17 protein-coding genes are annotated in these 18,611 nt (G+C 65.5%); 12 read left to right on the top strand and 5 right to left on the bottom strand.

Going from position 1 to position 18,611, the window contains the following annotated elements; genetic code table 11:
- Positions 1-29: 29 nt before the first annotated feature.
- Both L5G32_RS06440 and L5G32_RS06435 read left to right on the top strand, forming a co-directional pair.
- Positions 30-509, top strand: a complete 480-nt coding sequence (locus L5G32_RS06440; protein WP_237010183.1) for a MarR family winged helix-turn-helix transcriptional regulator — start codon at positions 30-32, stop codon at positions 507-509.
- Positions 506-2,296, top strand: a complete 1,791-nt coding sequence (locus tag L5G32_RS06435; RefSeq protein WP_237010182.1) for an MFS transporter — start codon at positions 506-508, stop codon at positions 2,294-2,296. The genes L5G32_RS06440 and L5G32_RS06435 overlap by 4 nt, the downstream gene beginning before the upstream one ends.
- Before the next feature lie 26 nt (positions 2,297-2,322).
- Here the strand turns inward: L5G32_RS06435 and L5G32_RS06430 are convergent, their stop codons facing one another.
- From L5G32_RS06430 to L5G32_RS06420, 3 genes are read right to left on the bottom strand one after another with little or no spacing between them, the layout of a single operon-like run.
- Positions 2,323-4,695 carry an ATP-binding cassette domain-containing protein gene (locus L5G32_RS06430; RefSeq protein WP_237010181.1) on the bottom strand — a complete coding sequence of 791 codons (2,373 nt, stop codon included), beginning with the start codon at positions 4,693-4,695 and terminating at the stop codon, positions 2,323-2,325.
- A gap of 27 nt (positions 4,696-4,722) precedes the next feature.
- Entirely contained in the window at positions 4,723-6,765 is a 2,043-nt protein-coding gene (locus L5G32_RS06425) for a serine/threonine-protein kinase (protein ID WP_237010180.1), read from the bottom strand.
- 22 nt (positions 6,766-6,787) lie between these two features.
- Complete coding sequence (locus L5G32_RS06420) at positions 6,788-7,459, bottom strand: phosphatase PAP2 family protein (protein ID WP_237010179.1); 672 nt, start codon at positions 7,457-7,459, stop codon at positions 6,788-6,790.
- A gap of 169 nt (positions 7,460-7,628) precedes the next feature.
- On the opposite strand from L5G32_RS06420, the gene L5G32_RS06415 reads away from it, so the two are divergent.
- The 5 genes from L5G32_RS06415 to L5G32_RS06395 all read left to right on the top strand — a co-directional run bounded on the left by L5G32_RS06415 (position 7,629) and on the right by L5G32_RS06395 (position 13,029).
- Positions 7,629-8,663 carry a phosphotriesterase family protein gene (locus L5G32_RS06415; RefSeq protein ID WP_237010178.1) on the top strand — a complete coding sequence of 345 codons (1,035 nt, stop codon included), beginning with the start codon at positions 7,629-7,631 and terminating at the stop codon, positions 8,661-8,663.
- Between the two features lie 7 nt (positions 8,664-8,670).
- A complete protein-coding gene (locus L5G32_RS06410; protein WP_237010177.1) occupies positions 8,671-9,096 on the top strand; it encodes a Fur family transcriptional regulator in 426 nt (141 codons plus the stop codon).
- Between the two features lie 21 nt (positions 9,097-9,117).
- Positions 9,118-11,382 (top strand): catalase/peroxidase HPI, encoded by a 2,265-nt coding sequence (gene katG, locus L5G32_RS06405; RefSeq protein ID WP_372491646.1) that lies wholly within the window; start codon positions 9,118-9,120, stop codon positions 11,380-11,382.
- Positions 11,383-11,744: 362 nt separating this feature from the next.
- The gene (locus L5G32_RS06400; protein WP_237010176.1) at positions 11,745-12,791 is read left to right on the top strand and encodes an LLM class F420-dependent oxidoreductase; all 1,047 of its coding nucleotides are present in this window, start codon (positions 11,745-11,747) and stop codon (positions 12,789-12,791) included.
- Between the two features lie 82 nt (positions 12,792-12,873).
- Positions 12,874-13,029: a hypothetical protein gene (locus L5G32_RS06395; protein ID WP_237010175.1), complete on the top strand. Its 156-nt coding sequence runs from the start codon at positions 12,874-12,876 to the stop codon at positions 13,027-13,029.
- A gap of 99 nt (positions 13,030-13,128) precedes the next feature.
- On the opposite strand, the gene L5G32_RS06390 is transcribed toward L5G32_RS06395, so the two are convergent.
- Both L5G32_RS06390 and L5G32_RS06385 read right to left on the bottom strand, forming a co-directional pair.
- Positions 13,129-13,407, bottom strand: a complete 279-nt coding sequence (locus tag L5G32_RS06390; RefSeq protein WP_237010174.1) for a hypothetical protein — start codon at positions 13,405-13,407, stop codon at positions 13,129-13,131.
- A 59-nt stretch (positions 13,408-13,466) separates the two neighbouring features.
- Positions 13,467-14,285 carry an adenylate/guanylate cyclase domain-containing protein gene (locus L5G32_RS06385; protein WP_237010173.1) on the bottom strand — a complete coding sequence of 273 codons (819 nt, stop codon included), beginning with the start codon at positions 14,283-14,285 and terminating at the stop codon, positions 13,467-13,469.
- Between the two features lie 120 nt (positions 14,286-14,405).
- Between L5G32_RS06385 and L5G32_RS06380 the strand changes: the two genes are divergently transcribed.
- The 5 genes from L5G32_RS06380 to L5G32_RS06360 are packed head-to-tail and all read left to right on the top strand — an operon-like array spanning position 14,406 to position 18,605.
- Positions 14,406-15,548, top strand: coding sequence for an ABC transporter substrate-binding protein (locus L5G32_RS06380; protein WP_237010172.1), 1,143 nt, complete (start codon positions 14,406-14,408; stop codon positions 15,546-15,548).
- Positions 15,529-16,626, top strand: coding sequence for a FecCD family ABC transporter permease (locus L5G32_RS06375; RefSeq protein WP_237010171.1), 1,098 nt, complete (start codon positions 15,529-15,531; stop codon positions 16,624-16,626). Before L5G32_RS06380 ends, L5G32_RS06375 begins: the two co-directional genes overlap by 20 nt.
- Entirely contained in the window at positions 16,619-17,395 is a 777-nt protein-coding gene (locus L5G32_RS06370; protein WP_237010170.1) for an ABC transporter ATP-binding protein, read from the top strand. Before L5G32_RS06375 ends, L5G32_RS06370 begins: the two co-directional genes overlap by 8 nt.
- Positions 17,374-17,991, top strand: a complete 618-nt coding sequence (locus L5G32_RS06365) for a hypothetical protein (protein ID WP_237010169.1) — start codon at positions 17,374-17,376, stop codon at positions 17,989-17,991. The genes L5G32_RS06370 and L5G32_RS06365 overlap by 22 nt, the downstream gene beginning before the upstream one ends.
- Positions 17,988-18,605 (top strand): hypothetical protein, encoded by a 618-nt coding sequence (locus L5G32_RS06360; RefSeq protein WP_237010168.1) that lies wholly within the window; start codon positions 17,988-17,990, stop codon positions 18,603-18,605. Before L5G32_RS06365 ends, L5G32_RS06360 begins: the two co-directional genes overlap by 4 nt.
- Positions 18,606-18,611 lie beyond the last annotated feature (6 nt).

Raw genomic sequence — 18,611 nt, 5'->3', positions numbered from 1 at the left:
CGTCACCTCGGAGTGTGAGGAGGACGACGATGAACGACATACGCGCGGACGAGATGTCCGCGGACGACGTTGCAGGCATGTACCGCGACCTGACGAGGATCACTCGCACGCTGCGCGCCAAAGCGTCCAAGGCCGGACTGACCGCGAGCGCCGCGGCAAGCCTGTGGACGATCATCAACAACGCCCCCATCCGGGTGACCGCACTCGCTGAAGCCGAATCGGTGTCGGCGCCGAGCATGTCCAAGATCGTCGCGAGTCTCGTCGAACGCGGCTATGTCGAACGCGCCGACGACCCCGATGACGCTCGCGCGAAGCTCGTCCAGCCCACGAGTCAGGGGCGGGCGGTCATCGCCGACATGCGCCTGGTCCGCTCCCGCGCACTGGCCGATGCACTGGAGACGCTGTCTCCGGCTGAGCGAGACACCGTGGAGAGCGGGCTGCGCCTGCTCTCGACCGCCCTCGCCCCCGGACTCGAGCACCGCACCCCAGAGAAGGGCACAACCGCATGACCTCCGCCGCCACGGCGACACAGTCCGCAGACGTCGATCCACACTACAAATGGATCGCGCTGTCGAACACCACCCTCGGCATGCTGATTGCGACGATCAACAGCTCGATCGTGCTCATCGCCCTTCCCGACATCTTCAAAGGCATCGGCCTCAATCCGCTGACGCCGTCGAACACGAGTTACCTCCTGTGGATGATGATGGGGTTCCTCGTCGTCACCGCCGTGCTGGTGGTCAGCTTCGGCAGGCTCGGCGACATGTTCGGCCGCGCCCGCATGTACAACATGGGCTTCCTGATCTTCACGATCTCGTCGATCTTCCTCGCGATCACCTGGTTCGACGGCGCCGAGGCTGCTATCTGGCTGATCGTGTGGCGTGTGATCCAAGGCGTCGGCGGAGCGTTCCTGATGGCCAACTCGTCGGCGATCCTCACCGACGCATTTCCTGCACATCAGCGCGGACTCGCGATGGGTATCAACGGCGTCGCCGCGATCGCGGGCTCGTTCCTCGGCCTGCTCGTCGGCGGCCTCCTGGCCCCGATCCAGTGGCATTACATCTTCCTCGTCTCGGTTCCGTTCGGGCTCGTCGGCACCGTGTGGGCTTACCTCAAACTCCGGGACACAGGTGTTCGCACCAAGGCGAAGATGGACTGGTGGGGCAACCTGACGTTCGCGATCGGCCTCATCGCGATTCTGGTCGCCATCACGTACGGCATCCAGCCGTACGGCGACTCCGACATGGGCTGGGGTAACCCGCTGGTCCTCGCCGGCCTCATCGGTGGGTTCGTCGTCCTGGCGATCTTCGTGTGGATAGAGACACGGGTGGAGAGTCCGCTGTTCGAACTCAGCCTGTTCCGCAACCGTTCGTTCACGGCGGGAAACGCAGCGAACCTGATGGGCTCGATCGGCCGCGGCGGACTCCAGTTCATCCTGATCATCTGGCTGCAGGGCATCTGGCTGCCGCAGCACGGATACGACTACTCGCAGACCCCGTTGTGGGCAGGCATCTACATGGTCCCGATGACCATCGGGTTCCTGCTCGTGGCACCGGTGTCGGGCGCATTGTCGGACAAGTTGGGCACCAAGTGGTTCACCACCATCGGAATGCTGATCACCGCGGGCACCTTCGTCGCGCTCATCATGCTGCCCGTCGACTTCGCCTATCCCGCGTTCGCGGTCGTACTCCTGATCAACGGTGTCGGCATGGGACTGTTCGCGTCGCCGAACCGCGCGGAAGTCATGAACTCGCTGCCCGCATCGTCGCGTGGCTCCGGCGCGGGCATGATGACGACCTTCCAGAACGCGGCGATGGTTCTCTCCATCGGTCTGTTCTTCTCGCTCATGATCGCCGGCCTCTCATCCGGTCTGCCCGACGCGATGTTCTCCGGCCTCACCGCGAACGGCGTGCCTGCCGATCAGGCGAACGCCGTCGCGAACCTGCCGACCGTCGGCATTCTGTTCGCGGCGTTCCTCGGGTACAACCCGATCCAGGAATTGCTCGCGGGGAGCGGTTCGATGCCGGGCGTCGACATGGACCATCTGACGGGCCTCGACTTCTTCCCTCATCTGATCTCCGACCCGTTCGCCGACGGACTCGCCGCGGCGTTCTGGTTCGCCGTGATCTGCTGTGTCCTCGGCGCGATCTTCTCGCTGTTCACCGGAGGCGGGAGGCCGGAAGCGGTCAGTGTCGTCGTCGAAGCGGAACCGCGCCACCACGAGTCCCTCGGCGAAGAACTCGCTGCGACTGCGTCGGCGGCGAGCGGTGAGTCACCGTCCGAACTCGTCGAGTGATGTTCGCTGTGTCGTGACCGCTCGGGTCAGGCGCCCGTGTACGCGGCCAGATGCTCACCGGTCAGTGTCGATCGATCTGAGACGAGGTCGGCGGGCGTGCCCTCGAACACCACGGTGCCGCCGTCCTGCCCGGCACCCGGGCCGATGTCGATGATCCAGTCCGCGTGCGCCATGACCGCCTGGTGGTGTTCGATGACGATCACCGACTTGCCTGCGTCGACGAGGCGATCGAGCAGGCCGAGCAGCTGGTCGACGTCGGCGAGGTGCAGCCCGGACGTCGGCTCGTCCAAGACGTAGCTCGTCGCCTTGTCGGCCATCGCTGTCGCCAGCTTGATGCGTTGCCGTTCGCCACCCGACAACGTCGTCAACGGCTGGCCCAACGTCAGGTAGCCGAGTCCGACGTCGTGCAGACGGACGAGGATCTTGTGCGCGGACGGCGTCCGGGCATCGCCGTCTGCGAAGTAGTCGAGAGCCTCGTCGACGGACATGGACAGCACTTGGCTGATGTCCTTACCGGCCGCGCTGTATTCGAGGACGTGCGCGTCGAAACGTCTTCCCTCGCAGTCGTCGCACACGGTCGCGACTCCCGCCATGGTCGCCAGGTCGGTGTAGATGACTCCGTTGCCCTTGCACGTCGGGCACGCGCCCTCGGAGTTCGCGCTGAACAGCGCGGGTTTGACGCCGTTGGCCTTCGCGAACGTCTTACGGATCGGATCGAGAAGGCCGGTGTAGGTCGCGGGATTACTCCGCCGCGATCCACGGATCGCGGTCTGGTCGATCGTGACGACGTCGGCCGACGCAGGCATGCTGCCGTGGATGAGCGAACTCTTGCCGGAGCCTGCGACGCCGGTGACGACGGCGAGGACGCCGAGCGGCACGTCGACGTCGACGTCGCGCAGATTGTTCGCCGATGCGCCGCGGATCTCGATGGCACCGGCCGGTGTCCGGAACTCGTCCTTGATCGAACTGCGGTAGCCGAGGTGCCGTCCGGTCAGGGTGTCGCTCGCCTCGAGGCCTGCCACGTCTCCCTCGTACCCGATCTGTCCGCCGTCGGCGCCTGCTCGGGGGCCGATGTCGACGGCGTGGTCGGCGATCGCGATGGTCTCCGGTTTGTGTTCGACGACGAGGACTGTGTTGCCCTTGTCGCGCAGCCGCAGCAACAACGCGTTCATGCGGGCGATGTCGTGCGGGTGCAGTCCGATGGTCGGTTCGTCGAACACGTACGTGACGTCGGTCAGCGCGGAGCCGAGATGGCGAATCATCTTGGTGCGCTGCGACTCTCCCCCGGACAAGGTGCCTGTCGGACGGTCGAGCGCGAGGTAGCCGAGCCCGATCTCCACGAACGACTCAAGCGTCGAGTGCAATTTGTCCAGGAGCGGAGCCACGCTCGGGTCCGACCGGTCGCCGATCCACGCTGCGAGGTCGGAGATCTGCATCGCGCATGCGTCGGCGATGCTCACTCCGTCGATCCGGCAGTCGCGCGCATGCGCGGCCAGTCGGGTGCCACCGCACTCGGGGCAGGTGTCGGCGGTGACCGCACGTTCGATGAATGCACGGATGTGTGGTTGCACCGAGTCGATGTCTTTGGACAGCATCGATTTGGTGATTCGGGGAATCAAGCCCTCGTAGGTGATGTTGATGCCGTCGACCTTGATCTTGACGGCCTCCTTGTACAGGAGGTCGTCGAGTTCACGTCTGGTGTACTCCCCGATCGGCTTGTCGGGATCGAAGAATCCCGAACCGCCGTACACGCGGCCGTACCAGCCGTCGGCGCTGAATCCCGGAACGGAGATCGCGCCGTCGTTGAGCGACTTGTCGGCGTCGTAGATCTGTGTCAGGTCGATGTCGGACACGTTGCCCATGCCTTCGCAGCGCGGGCACATTCCGCCGAGCCGTTCGAACGACGCCTTCTTGCTCGTCGTGGTGCCGTCCGCCCGCTTGCTGTCCGTCCTGATGACGCCGCCGCCGGACACCGACGGCACGTTGAACGACAACGCGTTGGCCGTGGGGACCGACGGCGTTCCGAGCCTGCTGAAGAGGATCCGCAGCATCGAGTTCGCATCGGTGATCGTGCCGACAGTGGACCGCGGATTCCCGCCGATCCGTTCCTGGTCGACGATGATCGCCGTGGTGATCCCGTCGAGCATGTCGACGTCGGGGCGCGCGAGGCTCGGCATGAAGCCCTGGACGAACGCACTGTAAGTCTCATTGATCAGCCGCTGGGATTCGGCGGCGATCGTGCCGAACACCAGTGAGCTCTTGCCGGAACCGGAGACACCGGTGAACACCGTCAGACGCCGTTTGGGCAGTTCGACGCTGACGTCCTTCAGATTGTTGACGCGCGCGCCGCTCACGCGGATGCGGTCGTGAGTGTCTGCCTGCCATGCGTGCTCGACCATGCGAGAACCCTAATACGGACTGCCCGATCAGTCCCGGACCAGGAGGCCTTTGACCGCCTTGTCGACAGATGACTTCGTCGAGGCGTCACCGATCGGGCTGATACCGATCGCAACCGTCATCGGTGAGCTGTCGACGATCACCACGACGACGTCGTCCCCGGAGATGCCGGCAGGCCCGCCGCGTACCGGGATCGATGCGTTGAGCAGCGTGTAGTCGGTGTCCCGGTTCTCGATCTTGGCGTTGGTGACCTGCCCGAAGTCGAGGGGACCGACCGTCACCGTGTCGTATCCGGGTCCGGTGGACAGGCATTCGATGAATTTGCGTGCTATCTGCTCGGTCTCATCCCGGAAGTTCGTCGGCAGGACGCCGACGGCGATCTGGGCGACCCACGAATTGGAGCCCGAGGGACGGCCGAGCGTGACGCCGTCCGCCTGGGTGACGAAGGGATAGCGCGTACCGCGGTCCGCATCCCAGCCGCTCGGCATCTCCGCGGTCGGGATGGAGATCTTCCCCGACGAGAGTTGCCGCGTGGACGAGTTCGATGCCGGCCTGCCGTTGACACACCGGGTCGGGACCCCGCCGACCACAGCGGGGTCAGTGGCACCGGTAGACGGCGACGTCGTGACCGACGACGGCCCCGTGGTCGTCGACGTCGTGGGATCCGCTGTGTCGCTCGCGTCGTCGTCGCCGGTCATCGCCTTGACCGTGAACGCGAGTCCGGTCGCGAGCGCAGCGACGAGCACGATGGCGCCGACGATGAGAGCGATCTGCTTGCCGCGCCCTCCCCCTCGACCGGGGCCACCCGTGCCGCCGCCCGGTCCAGTGGGCGGCCCAGGCGGTCCGCCGTAGGGCGGCTGTTGCGGGCCGTAGAGGTTCGATCCGTATGGATTCGATCCATATGCTCCCGGTGCGGGCGGGGCGGGTGTCGGCGTGAACGGGCGTGGTCCCGGCCCCTGTGGTCCCGGCCCCTGTGGGCCAGCAGCCTGGGGATTCGGCGCCTGGGGATTGTGGTTGCCGTACTGCGGAGCCCCGTGGGGATACGGCGTCTGCTGCCAACGGTCGGCGGGTCCGGATGTCGGGACCGGTCCGGGCGCTTTCATCAGGTCAGGCGGGCTCACCGGGACGGGTTGGGCCTGCTGCGGTGGAGTTGCGGGACCACCAGACGCGGCAGGCGGCGGAACCACGGGACCCGGGTTGATCATCGTCGCAGGGAACTGCGGGGCGGCAACCGACGACGTACGCAGTGCAGCGCCCAGATCCCGGGCGAAGTCCATGCACGTCGGGTACCTGTTGACGGCGCGCTTGTCCATGCCGCGCGCCAGAACGGCGTCGACCTCGGGAGGGAGATCCGGTCGAATGCTCCGTGCGTGCGGGATCGGCGCGTTCAGATGAGCGTTGATGATCTCGGTCGGCTTGCGCTCGGGATAGGGCGCGCGACCGGTGAGGAGCTTGAACGCGGTGCACGCGAGTGAGTACTGGTCGGTGCGTCCGTTGAGATCGTCGCCGCGCAACTGCTCGGGCGAGGTGTACTGGATAGAGCCGACCGTCAGATTGGCTGCCGTCAACGCGGTGTCGTTCCCGATCGTCCGCGCGATGCCGAAGTCGGTCAGGTAGATCTTGTGACGCGTGGCCGACGTTCCGTCGATGAGGATGTTCGCGGGCTTGACGTCGCGGTGCAGCAGCCCCTTGGCGTGCGCGTAGTCGAGCGCGTCGGCGACCGCGGTGACGACGTCGACGACGTCCTGCGGCGCGAACGGTCCGGTCTGCTTCATCAGCGCGTTGGCATCCGAGCCGGGGATGTACTTCATCGCGATCCAGAGTTGCCCCTGGTCCTCGCCTCGGTCGTAGACACTGACGATGCTCGAATGGTCGAGGCCCGCGGCCAGGTCCGCCTCTCGAGTGAATCGCGCCCGATAGGTCGGGTCGTCGGTCAATTCGATCGGCAGCACCTTGATTGCGTCCTGGCGTGGTAGCCGCGGGTGCTGAGCGAGGTACACCTCACCCATGCCACCGGCGCCGAGGACGCGCACGACGCGGTACTCGGCGAAGAGCTGTCCCGGACTGAGCATGGATACAGACTAGGGCATGCGTTCAGGCAGTCTGCTCGGGCGCTCTGAGCACCATTTGGTCGACGGACCACACCGCGCACAGAGCCGCCGCGACGCCGAGCAGTAGCCCGCCGACCGCGTCCGAAGCCCAGTTCATGCAGAGGTAGACGCGCGCGGCGCCCATTCCGAGCGCAGCGCACGCCGTGGCCGCCACTAGAACCGCTCGGGCCCTGCTCCGCCCGTTCGGGTGGCTCTTCCCGGCCGTGGTCACGAGTGCTGCCACAAGCAGCAGAGCGGTCAGACCGGCCACGTGCGTCGACGGGAATGCGGGGGTCGCCTCCGGACCGTCGAGCTGCCATCCGACGGGTGGGCGGGGACGGTCGACGACCCGTTTCACGATCTCGGAGACAGCCACCGCCCCCCAGGCCGCGCCGATCACAGCTGCCGGCCTGCCGATCGCCCGATCGCGGACGGCTAGGACGAGCGCACCCACGCATGCCAGGACGACGATGGTCACCGGCCCGGCGACGGTGGAGTATCCGCTGGCCAGATCGATCAACCAGTCGCTCGGATGGCGCCGCACGAAGCGGATCACGACGCGATCGTCGTGCAACGGTCGGGCAACTATCGCGACCGCGATCGCCACGACGACGAACGCACTCGCGGACGCGACGGCGCCGACGATTCGCGGGCGACGTCGCGGTGGGATCTGCATCAGACTCGGCTTCCGAACTCGTGCGTGATGGACGGTGTGACCACAAACTGTGCCATCGACTGAACACCGCCTGAGAGGTGGGCGGATTCGACCTCGTCCGGTCGTCGTTCGCACTAGCGTGGGGAGCGTTGCCGATCCCGCCACGTGGACCGGTCTGATGAGAGGGCACATGGACCGCATCGACACTGTCGCCGGACCGATCGGCGCAGATCAGTTGGGAGCTGTGCTCACCCATGAGCACGTCTTCGTCGTCCAAGAGGACTTCCGACTGAACTATCTGCGCGATTGGGACGAGGGCGCCGAAGTCGAGCGGGCGGTCGCCACCGTGGGCCGCCTCAAGTCGGCGGGGATCGACACCATCATGGATGTGTCGGTGCTCGGCCTGGGGCGGAACATCGAACGCGTCGCACGGGTCGCTGAGTGCGTCGACGTGAACATCGTTGCGGCGACGGGTTTCTTCACGTTCAACGACCTGCCCTTCCAGATGCATTACACCGGGCCGGCGCTCGGGTTCGACGTCCCTGAACCGCTCGACGCGATGTTCCTGCGCGATATCACCGACGGGATCGGGACGACGTCGGTCAAGGCAGGTTTCCTCGTGTGTGTGATCGAAGCCGAGGGGCTGACTGTCGGAGTGGAACGGGTCATGCGCTCGGTCGGCAGGGTGGGGGCCCAGACGGGGCTGCCCGTGGTCGTCCACACGAATCCGCACACGCAGTCGGGCCTGATCGCGCAGCGCGTCCTCGCGGAGGAGGGGATGGACCTCACGCGGGTGATCCTCGCGCACAGCGGAGACTCCACTGATCTGGACTATCTGATGCGCGTCGCCGATGCGGGATCGGTGCTCGGGATGGACCGTTTCGGGCTGGACCTGCTGCTCCCCCATGCGGACCGGGTCGACACCGTCCTGGCACTGATCGACCGCGGTTACGGCGACCGGATGGTGCTCTCGCAGGACGCGTTCTGTTACAGCGACTGGTTCGACCAGAAGGCGATGAACGTGGTCTCAGACGGGTGGGACTACTTCCAGGTGACGAGCCGAGTGATCCCCGACCTGCGTGGGCACGGAGTGTCGGAGGAGGTCATTTCGACGATGCTCGAGGGTGTTCCGGCTCGCCTCCTGTGCCCGCCGACCCTCGAAAGCGCCGAACAGATTCCGCCGTTTTCGAGAAAGACTGGACTGAGTCCAGAAAATAGGGCATAGTCGAGGCATGGTCATCGACGAGCACACCAGCGCCCTCCGGGGTGCAGGACTGCGAGTGACCAGGCCGAGACTCGCAGTGCTGCAGGCGGTCGACGCTCATCCGCACTCGGACACCGAGACCATCCTGGCCGGTGTGCGAGAACTGCTGGACGGGGTCTCGAGACAAGCGGTATACGACGTGCTTCGCGCACTGACGGACGTCGGGCTGCTCCGGCGAATCCAGCCCTCGGGACATGTGTCTCTCTATGAGACACGCGTCACAGACAACCATCATCACCTGGTATGCCGGTACTGCGACAAAGTCATCGACGTCGACTGTGCCGTGGGCCCCGCGCCCTGCTTGACCGCTGCTGACGACCACGGCTTCGTCATCGACGAGGCCGAAGTCGTCTACTGGGGCGTCTGCCCCGACTGTGCCGTCTCGGGTTCGTAGTCAGGCTCGACGACTCGTCCGATCAGCACACCACCCGATCCGCAAGCTCAGCCCAGATCAGATCAATGTGAACAAAGGAACAATGTGACTGACCAACAGAACGCCCCGATCGTAGAAGAATGCCCAGTGGCGCACGGCCCGTCGATGCAGCCGCCGACGGCAGGCGGTGGAAACCGTGACTGGTGGCCCGGCCAGCTGAATCTCAAGCTTCTCGCGGAGAACCCTGCCGAGGGCGATCCGAATGGTCCGGACTTCGACTACGCGAGCGAGTTCGAGTCTCTCGACCTCGCTGCAGTGAAGGCCGACCTTCAGTCGGTGCTCACCGATTCGAGGACCTGGTGGCCTGCCGACTACGGCAACTACGGTCCGTTGTTCATTCGCATGGCATGGCACGCCGCGGGCACCTATCGAGTGGCCGACGGTCGCGGCGGCGCCGGGCACGGCATGCAGCGCTTCGCGCCGCTGAACAGCTGGCCGGACAACGCGGGCCTCGACCGTGCGCGTCGCCTGCTGTGGCCGGTCAAGAAGAAGTACGGCGCAAAGCTGTCCTGGGCCGACTTGATCGTGCTCGCGGGCAACGTCGCGCTCGAGTCCATGGGATTCGACACGTTCGGCTTCGGGGGCGGCCGCCCCGACAAGTGGGAGCCCGAAGAGATCTACTGGGGCCCCGAGAAGATGTGGCTCGACGATCAGCGATACAGCGGTGACCGCGATTTGGAGAATCCTCTCGCCGCCGTCCAGATGGGCTTGATCTACGTCAACCCCGAAGGACCGAACGGGGTTCCGGATCCGTTGGCCGCAGCCAAGGACATCCGGGAGACGTTCGCGCGGATGGCGATGAACGACGAGGAGACGGTCGCACTCATCGCCGGTGGCCACACCTTCGGCAAGACGCACGGCGCAGGCCCCGCAGACGACGTCGGCGAAGCTCCGGAAGGCTCCCCGATGGGACAGATGGGCATCGGCTGGAAGAGTGACTACAAGTCGGGCGTCGGCGCCGACGCGATCAGCTCCGGCATCGAGGGCGCGTGGAACAGCACCCCGATCACGTGGGACAACAACTTCTTCTGGACGCTGTACGGCTACGAGTGGGAGACCTACACGGGGCCGGCAGGCGCAACGCAGTGGCGGCCCAAGGACAACGCGGGATCGACGAGTGTCCCCCACCCGGCCGACCCGGACAAGCGACTCCAGCCGATGATGCTCACCACGGACATCGCGCTGCGCGAGGATCCGGAGTACGGCAAGATCTCCCGCCGGTTCCTGGAGAACCCGCGCGAGTTCGCCGACGCATTCGCCCGTGCATGGTTCAAGCTGACGCACCGCGACATGGGACCGCGCGCCCGCTACCACGGCCCCGAGGTTCCCGAAGAGAAGCTGATCTGGCAGGACGTCGTCGACGCGCCAGAAGGCCCGCTGCCGCGCGAGACCGACGTCGCCGAGCTGAAGCGACGGATCCTCGCGTCCGGACTGACTGTGGCACAACTGGTCTCGACCGCGTGGGCGTCGGCTGCGTCGTTCCGCGGCAGTGACTACCGTGGCGGAGCCAACGGTGCACGCGTCCGCTTGGAGCCGCAGCGGAACTGGGCGGTGAACGATCCCAAGGCTCTGGCCGAAGTCCTTCCCGCACTGGAGAAGATCGCCGAGGAGTTCAACGCGGCATCAAATGCGAACGTGTCGGTCGCCGACATCATCGTCATCGGCGGCGCGGCAGCCATCGAGCAAGCTGCGGCGGACGCCGGGCACACCGTGACCGTTCCGGTCGCGCTTGGCCGCGGCGACGCCACGCAGGAGCAGACCGACGTCGAGTCGTTCACCGAGATGGAGCCGCGGTGGGACGGTTTCCGCAACTACGTCGCCAGCGACGTCGCCACGGAGGCTGAATACCTGCTCGTCGACCGTGCTTACCTGCTGCAGCTCACGCCGCCGCAGATGACTGCCCTGGTCGGCGGTCTGCGAGTGCTCGGCGCGAACCACGGCGGATCGACCCACGGCGTCTTCACCGATCGCCCGGGCGTCCTGTCGAACGACTTCTTCGTGAACTTGCTCGACATGGATACCGAGTGGGTCGAGCAGGCCGACGGAACGTTCGTCGGCGGCGTTCGCGACACCGGCGAGAAGAAGTGGACCGGCACGCGTGCCGACCTGGTCTTCGGTTCCAACTCGCAGCTCCGTGGCGTCGCCGAGGTCTATGGCGCCGACGACGCGGGCCGCAAGTTCGTCGAGGACTTCGTCTCCGCGTGGAACCAGGTCATGAACGCCGACCGCTTCGATCTGCACAACTGATCGAGCGGGTCCCTTGTTGATCGAGCGGAGTCGAGATCCCGTATGCACGTTGTGGTCTCGACTTCGCTCGACCTGCGTGGTGGTGAGTTAGAGCGGCGGCTGCTTTTTGCTGATCGAGCGGAGTCGAGATCCCGTGCGCTCGTTGTGCTCTCGACTTCGCTCGACCTGCGGGGTGATGGTGCGTGATCGTGTGCGCACGTTGTGCTCTCGACTCCGCTCGACCGGTGCGTGATCGTGTGCGCACGTTGCAGTCTCGACTTCGCTCGACCTGCGGGGTGATGGTGCGGTCTCGACTCTTCTCGACCCCAGCGTGGGACCAGCAACGGAAGTCGTCGAGCGTGACGCGCGATACAGTCGGCGGCATGAGACTCGGACTACAGCTCGGATACTGGGGCGCGCAGCCGCCGCACAATCATCGTGAACTCGTCGGGGCGGCCGAGGAGCACGGCTTCGATGCGATCTTCACTGCAGAGGCGTGGGGGTCGGACGCGTACACCCCGCTGTCCTGGTGGGGCGCAGACACTCAGCGTCTCAAGCTCGGCACATCGGTACTTCAACTGTCGGCGAGGACGCCGACAGCGTGCGCGATGGCGGCATTGACTCTTGACCACCTCTCTGGCGGCAGGCACATCGTCGGACTCGGCGTCTCCGGACCACAAGTCGTCGAGGGCTGGTACGGACAGCGATTCCCCAAGCCGCTCGCACGCACCCGCGAATACATCGACATCATGCGGCAGGTGTGGGCGCGCGAGGACGTGGTCACCAGCGACGGCCCGCACTACCCTCTTCCGGTGACAGGCGAAGGGTCCACCGGACTCGGAAAACCACTCAAGCCGATCGTGCATCCGCTGCGCCGCGACATCCCGGTGTACCTCGGAGCCGAGGGCCCGAAGAACATCGCGCTCGCGGGCGAGATCGCCGACGGATGGCTGCCGCTGTTCTACACACCTCGACTGGCGGATCAGTACAACGAGTGGCTCGACGAAGGTTTCGCGCGACCCGGAGCACGACACACGCGCGAGACGTTCGAGATCTGTGCGACCGCCCAGATCGTGCTCACCGACGACCCGGACGCTGCGTACGCCGCGGTCAAACCGTTCCTAGCGCTATATATGGGCGGCATGGGCAGCGAGGACACGAACTTCCACGCCGAGGTGTATCGCCGGATGGGCTACGCCGACGTCGTCGACGAGGTGACCGCCTTGTTCCGCGCAGGGCGCAAAGAGGAAGCCGCGCAGATCATCCCGAACGAAGCGGTCGACGATTCGGCGATCATCGGCGACGAGGCGCGCGTCCGTGAACAGATCGGGGTGTGGGAGGCAGCGGGTGTGACGACGATGCTGGTCTCCCCCGGCACGCCGGAGGAGATAGCGACTCTCGCGCGGGTCGCTGGGTTAACGGAAAGTTAACGACGTACCAACGGTGATTGACGGCGGGTGGATTCTCGGTTACCTTGGTGTGGACTGAAGAAGACGGAGGAGGACCCCCGCAATGCGAAAGAGCACCAGTCCGACGCTTACGTCGACACTCCGCGGCTACAGCCGCCGTATCAACAAGATGATGACCATGAACAACTCCGACCGCGTGGCACTCCAGTTGTCGAACTCGCCGGTCGCAGTACTCGGTCCCACGCCACGGCGTCGTTGATACAGACCACACACCCGCACCAATCGGGCCCCGACCACAACGGTCGGGGCCCGATTCGTGTCACGACAGTCGACGGCACGCGTCGCCGTTCGAGTGACGTCATTCTGGTCGTGGCACACCGCTCGTGAGATGCCAGTAGCCGCAGCGGCATTCGTAACACCGCAGAGACGGACGAGTTCGGGACGCTCGGGTGATCGCCAGGATCGCACCGGTAACGGCCGCGTAGTCCGGATACGCGATCTTCTCTGGTGTCGGGCAGACGATTGCGGCCGTGGTCACGGGACGTCGTCGACGGCGAGGTCGAGACGAGGCAGCTGCGGTGCTGAGCTCGACACGACGATAGAACTCTTCCAGTTCGTCGTCGTCGAAGAGCGCCATGCTCCCGATTTTAATCCCCGGCGGCCGATTCTCGATCCCGGCAACCTTGATCCCGTCAACTACGCGTCGTCGGAGTCGTACCGCGGCAACACGCGGTAGACGGTCAACTCTTTCGGTACGCCCTTTGCGCGGAACCGCCGCTTCTTGACGACGAAGCGGTCGGAGTCGAGGTCGGCGAGCGTCGCGTCGCTGACGTAGACCTCCCCCGAACCTGCCGCGTCGCAGACGCGAGCCGCGATGTTCACGTCGACGCCGATGAAATCGTCTCCGACGGCGCGCGGCTCGCCGGTGTGCATTCCGGCACGCAACGACGGGCGGTGACCGTTCACGGTGATCGCGGCGACCGCCTCGCCGCACTCGTTGGCGGCCTCGACTGCTTGTGCGGCATCGACGAAAACTGCCATCGTGCCGTCACCGAGGGTCTTGACGACGTGTCCGCCGTGACTGCGAATGACGCGTGTGCACGCATCGTTGACCTGTTTGAGGAGATCGAGGACCTGGTCGTCGCCTGCCCGGAGGGCCCAGGAGGAGAAGCTGACGAGATCGGTGAACAGGATCGTCACGGGTACGGGCGTGTCGCTTATCGACGGCCGTCTGCGTTCGATCAGGTTCTGCCACAACGACACCGACGCGAGGCCGAGTTCGCGGGTCGCACTCGGCCTGCCTGCCTTCGTGTCGCCGATGAGGCGGGCCAACCGGTCCGAGGTGCGCTCGGCGGTCGGGAAGACGGGGGTCTCGGGCGGGGCGAGCCTGCGGGCCAGGCGCGCGGCGCGTACCGCGGCATCGGACGAGTCGGTTCGTGACAGGAAGTCTCCTGCCCGATGCAGGGACGACGACGCGTCGTCGTCGGACGGCGCATCCGAGCGCGGTGGGGTCACGGACCAGATTCTACGGCGATGCCTGCGACTCTGCCTTCGTCCACCCGACTACAACCCGATAATTAGCCAACGCTAACCTAAATTGCATTTGCAAGCTCTTCGGAAAGAAGGCTCCCTCCCATGCCATCAACGACTTCCGCCTTGCGCCAGTCCTCACGCCGAACCGGCAGTCGCTGGCTGGCGGCCGGTGTGATCGCCGTGCTCACGTTCACAGCCGGGTGCTCGAGCCGTGCGGAGTCGACTGACTCCGGGGTCGGCGACTCGGGTTCGCTGACGATCGTCGACCAGCGCGGCACAACGGTGACGCTCGACGGCCCGGCCGACAAGGTTGCGTTCACAGTGATGCCTGCACCGGCGATCTTCGCCGCTGTCGACCGCAGCTACGACCGCATCGTCGGAATCAACGAGTCGACGCTCGCGGCGAACAAGGGCGGAATGTTCGCCACGATGTTCCCTGAATCGGCGTCGTCACCGACCGTGGCCGGCAATGACTTCGTGCCAAACGTCGAAACCCTCTTGCAACTCTCCCCTGACGTCGTCGTGCAGTGGGGCGACCGCGGCACCGGTGTGACCGAACCGATCGAAGCGGCCGGAATGCCCGTCGCGGGGCTCGAGTACGGCACTCAGGAGGATCTGGAGAAGTGGATCACGCTCTTCTCGGAGATCGCGGGCAAGCCAGCGCGCGGTGAGCACCTCGTCGAATGGCAGCACACGAAGATCGCCGAGATGCGGGAGCGCGTCGCCTCGGCCAAGGGCGAGCGGCCGCGCGCGATGATCTTGTCTAAAACGGGCGACACCTACAGCACCACGACCGGCAGCGGGTACGACGGATTCCAGTTCGACCTCGTCGGCGCCGATCTCGTTTCGAAGGATTTCGTCTCGGACTCGGGTCAGGTCAACGCCGAGCAGATCCTCTCGTGGGATCCCGAGGTGATCATGCTCAGCGGGTTCGATGAGAGCACGCCGGCCGACATCTACGCCGACACCCGGCTTGCGTCGACCAGTGCGGTCAAGAACAAGCGCGTCTACAAGACCCCGCTCGGCGGCTACCGCTGGCAGGTCCCGAGCGCTGAGTCGCCGCTGATGTGGCTGTGGATGAATCACATTCTGTATCCGGGTGAGCGTTCCGGCGAACTGCGCTCGGAGATGAAGTCCGCGTTCGACGATCTGTTCGCCTACGACATCTCTGACGATGAGATCGATCAGGTCCTGCGTCTGGACTTGAACAGGGAGGCCGCGGACTATGACCAGTTCCTCCGCTGACGTCGTATCGCCACCGACACCTGCTCCGGTATCCGTGGCGTCGAAGCGACGCCGACCGGTAGCTACGAACACCGTGCTGTTCCTTGCCTTCGGAGTAGTACTGGTGGTCGTCGCAGTCGGCGCACTGGCCGTCGGGCGTTATACGGTCCCGGTCAACGAGATCGTCCGCATCCTCACCAGCCAGGTGTTTCCGATCAGGCAGACCTGGTACCCGCAGGAGTACTCGACCGTCATCGATGTCCGATTGCCTCGGGTGCTGCTGTCGGTGCTCATCGGCGGTGGCCTCGCTCTGACCGGTGCGGTGATGCAGGGTGTGTTCCGCAATCCACTCGCCAGTGCTCAGATGCTCGGCGTGTCGTCAGGCGCCTCGTTCGGCGGCGTGCTGGTCCTGCTCACCGGCGCCGGTGGAGCCGCACTCGTCGGTGGAGCGTTCTTCGGCGGCATCGCTGCCCTCCTGCTCGTCCTCGCGATCGGACGAGCGGTGCCCGGGGCTCCGCTGCTCATGATCATTCTGGGCGGCACCGTCGTCGGTGCGATGTTCCAGTCGATGGTCTCGTTCGTCACCTACATCGCCGATCCGTACAGCGAACTCCCGTCGATCGTCTTCTGGTTGATGGGATCGCTCGGGACCGCGACCTACAGCAAGGTCCTCATCGCCGCCGTCCCGATCCTGGTCGCGGGCACCGTGATGCTTGCGCTGCGGTGGCGCCTGAACATCCTCGCGATGGGCGACGAGGATGCGACCGCGATGGGAATTCGGCCCGGAGTGCTGCGTGGCGTCTTGCTGGTGTGTGTCGCCCTCTTGACCGCTGGTTCGGTCGCGGTCGCGGGGGTCGTCGGCTGGGTGGGTCTTGTCGTACCTCATTTGGTGCGGATGATGGTCGGCCAGGACAACCGGAGAGTTCTTCCGATCAGTGTGCTGCTCGGTGCCTCGTATCTGACGGTCATCGACACGATCGCGCGTTCGGCCACGAGTGCAGAGATCCCCATCGGGATCCTCACCGCGATCATCGGAGCCCCGTTCTTCGTGCTCCTGCTGTTCAAGAACCGGTCAACGCTGTGGGGTTCGGATGTTTGAGGCCACCTCGATTTCGTATCGCTACTCCACCGGCCGACCGTGGATCTTTCAAGACGTGTCGGTGACTGCCGAGGCCGGGCAGGTTCTCGCCGTGCTCGGGCCGAATGCTCGCGGCAAGACCACGATGCTCAAATGCCTGTCGGGTCTGCTGCGTCCGGTGTCGGGCTCGGTCACCATGTCGGGTTCGGTGGGCTATGTCCCGCAGTCGCACTCGGTGGCGTTCTCCTTCAGCGTCCTGGACATCGTGCTCATGGGACGCGCCCGCAAGGTTCGGATCTACAGCGCACCGTCGTCGAAGGACCGTCATGCGGCCGAGCAAGCGTTAATCAGAGTCGGCGCCGGACATCTCGCGCAGCGGGAGTACACCGGGCTCAGCGGCGGTGAGCGGCAGCTCGTGCTGATCGCGCGAGCGCTAGTCTCCGAGTGCGACACCATCGTGCTGGACGAGCCGGCGTCGGCCCTGGACCTGCGTAATCAGGCGGGTGTGCTGACCGCCCTGCGAGCACTCGCCGATGACGGCATGTGCGTGGTCATGACCACGCATCACCCCGATCACGCTCTGCACATCGCCGAGCGCTCGATGCTGATGGTGTCGTCCGTCGATCAACGTATCGGTGCAACACAGGAACTGCTGACCGGCGAATTGCTGACCGAGATGTATGGGGTGCCGATCGTGACGTCGGACGTCGACACGCCCAGCGCGGTGCGACGCCTCGCGGTACCAGACTTCGGAAAGGGGGTCTCGGCATGCGAATTCTCAAGGCGCTGATGGCACCGCGACGAGGCGAGTCGGTCGACGGATTCGACGAAGTAGACGTCTACGACCTGCCTGCGCTGCTCGATCGGGATGTGGCAGGCGTCTACCTGACCGGTGACGTCGACCAGGAGTTCCTGGCGGAGCATCGGGCCCTCCTGACCGAGTTCGTGCGCGACGGCGGCCGCGTGCTCGTGAACGGGCATGTGCAGCGAGCCTTCCTCGACGGTTTGACGCGTTGGCGCAAACTCGATTTCCGCTCCCCCGCCGATCTCGTTCTGACGCGCGCCGCTCACCACCCGGTCTGGGCGGGCATCGATCCGCTGGCGCTTCTCTACAACAGTGGTCGCCGCGAGCCGGTGCCCTTCGAGGAGTTGGAGCGGATCGGTGTGGCCGGCTTCTACGGTCGGGGCTGCTACCTCGATCTTCCGGAGAACGCGCGAGTCGTCCACACGATCGGGCGTACGTCGGCGCCGATCGACTACGAGTACCCCCTCGGTGCCGGCCGGGTCCTGGTGCACGGCGGGAACGATCTGCTCCAGTTCTCGGCGCCGCACCGCGGGACCGCAGCCCTCGGCCCCCAGATCATCGATTGGCTGGAGGGCCGATGACCACTCGAATGGTGTTCTTGCACGGCGGAAGTCACTCTCATTTGGCAACGCTCGCCGATCCGGCGCTCGCTCCATACCGGCTGGCTGGGTTGCATGTGCGGACCGGCGATCGTGAGTCGCTCCGCAGCGCGGACGTACTGGTAGTAGCCGACCGTCTTCGGCCCGATCTGTTGACGCCGTGGGCAGATGAGATCCAGAGCATCCTCGAACGGGGCGCCACGGTGCTGATCTTCGGCGAGAATCATGTCGGCGACTGGCTTCCCGCCATCACCGAGCATCCGCGCCCGACGATCTTCTGGTGGTGGCGCACCGGTGAGGACCATCGCTTGCGGACCCGCGCACCGGATCATCCGGCGTGGGAGTTCTTCGCGGAGCGGGCCGTCATCTGGCACTACCACGGGGTTCTGGACGCACCGGAGAGCGCGGTGAGTCTCGTCGACCTCCACACCGAGGCTGGTGAGCGCGACGGTTCGATCCTGTTCATCGATGAACAGTCGACACCAGGCAGGTTCCTGGTCACCACGATGGACCCGGTGTATCACCACGGTTCGGGCTTCATGCCCGGCGCCACCCAAATGTTGTATTCGGCTCTGCAGTGGGCCACGAGAGGATGAACAGTC

The organism is Gordonia zhenghanii, assembly GCF_021738965.1.
GTDB lineage: Bacteria > Actinomycetota > Actinomycetes > Mycobacteriales > Mycobacteriaceae > Gordonia > Gordonia zhenghanii.
The sequence above is the reverse complement of the archived record's forward strand: the minus strand, read 5'-3'. Positions and strand labels throughout refer to the sequence as shown.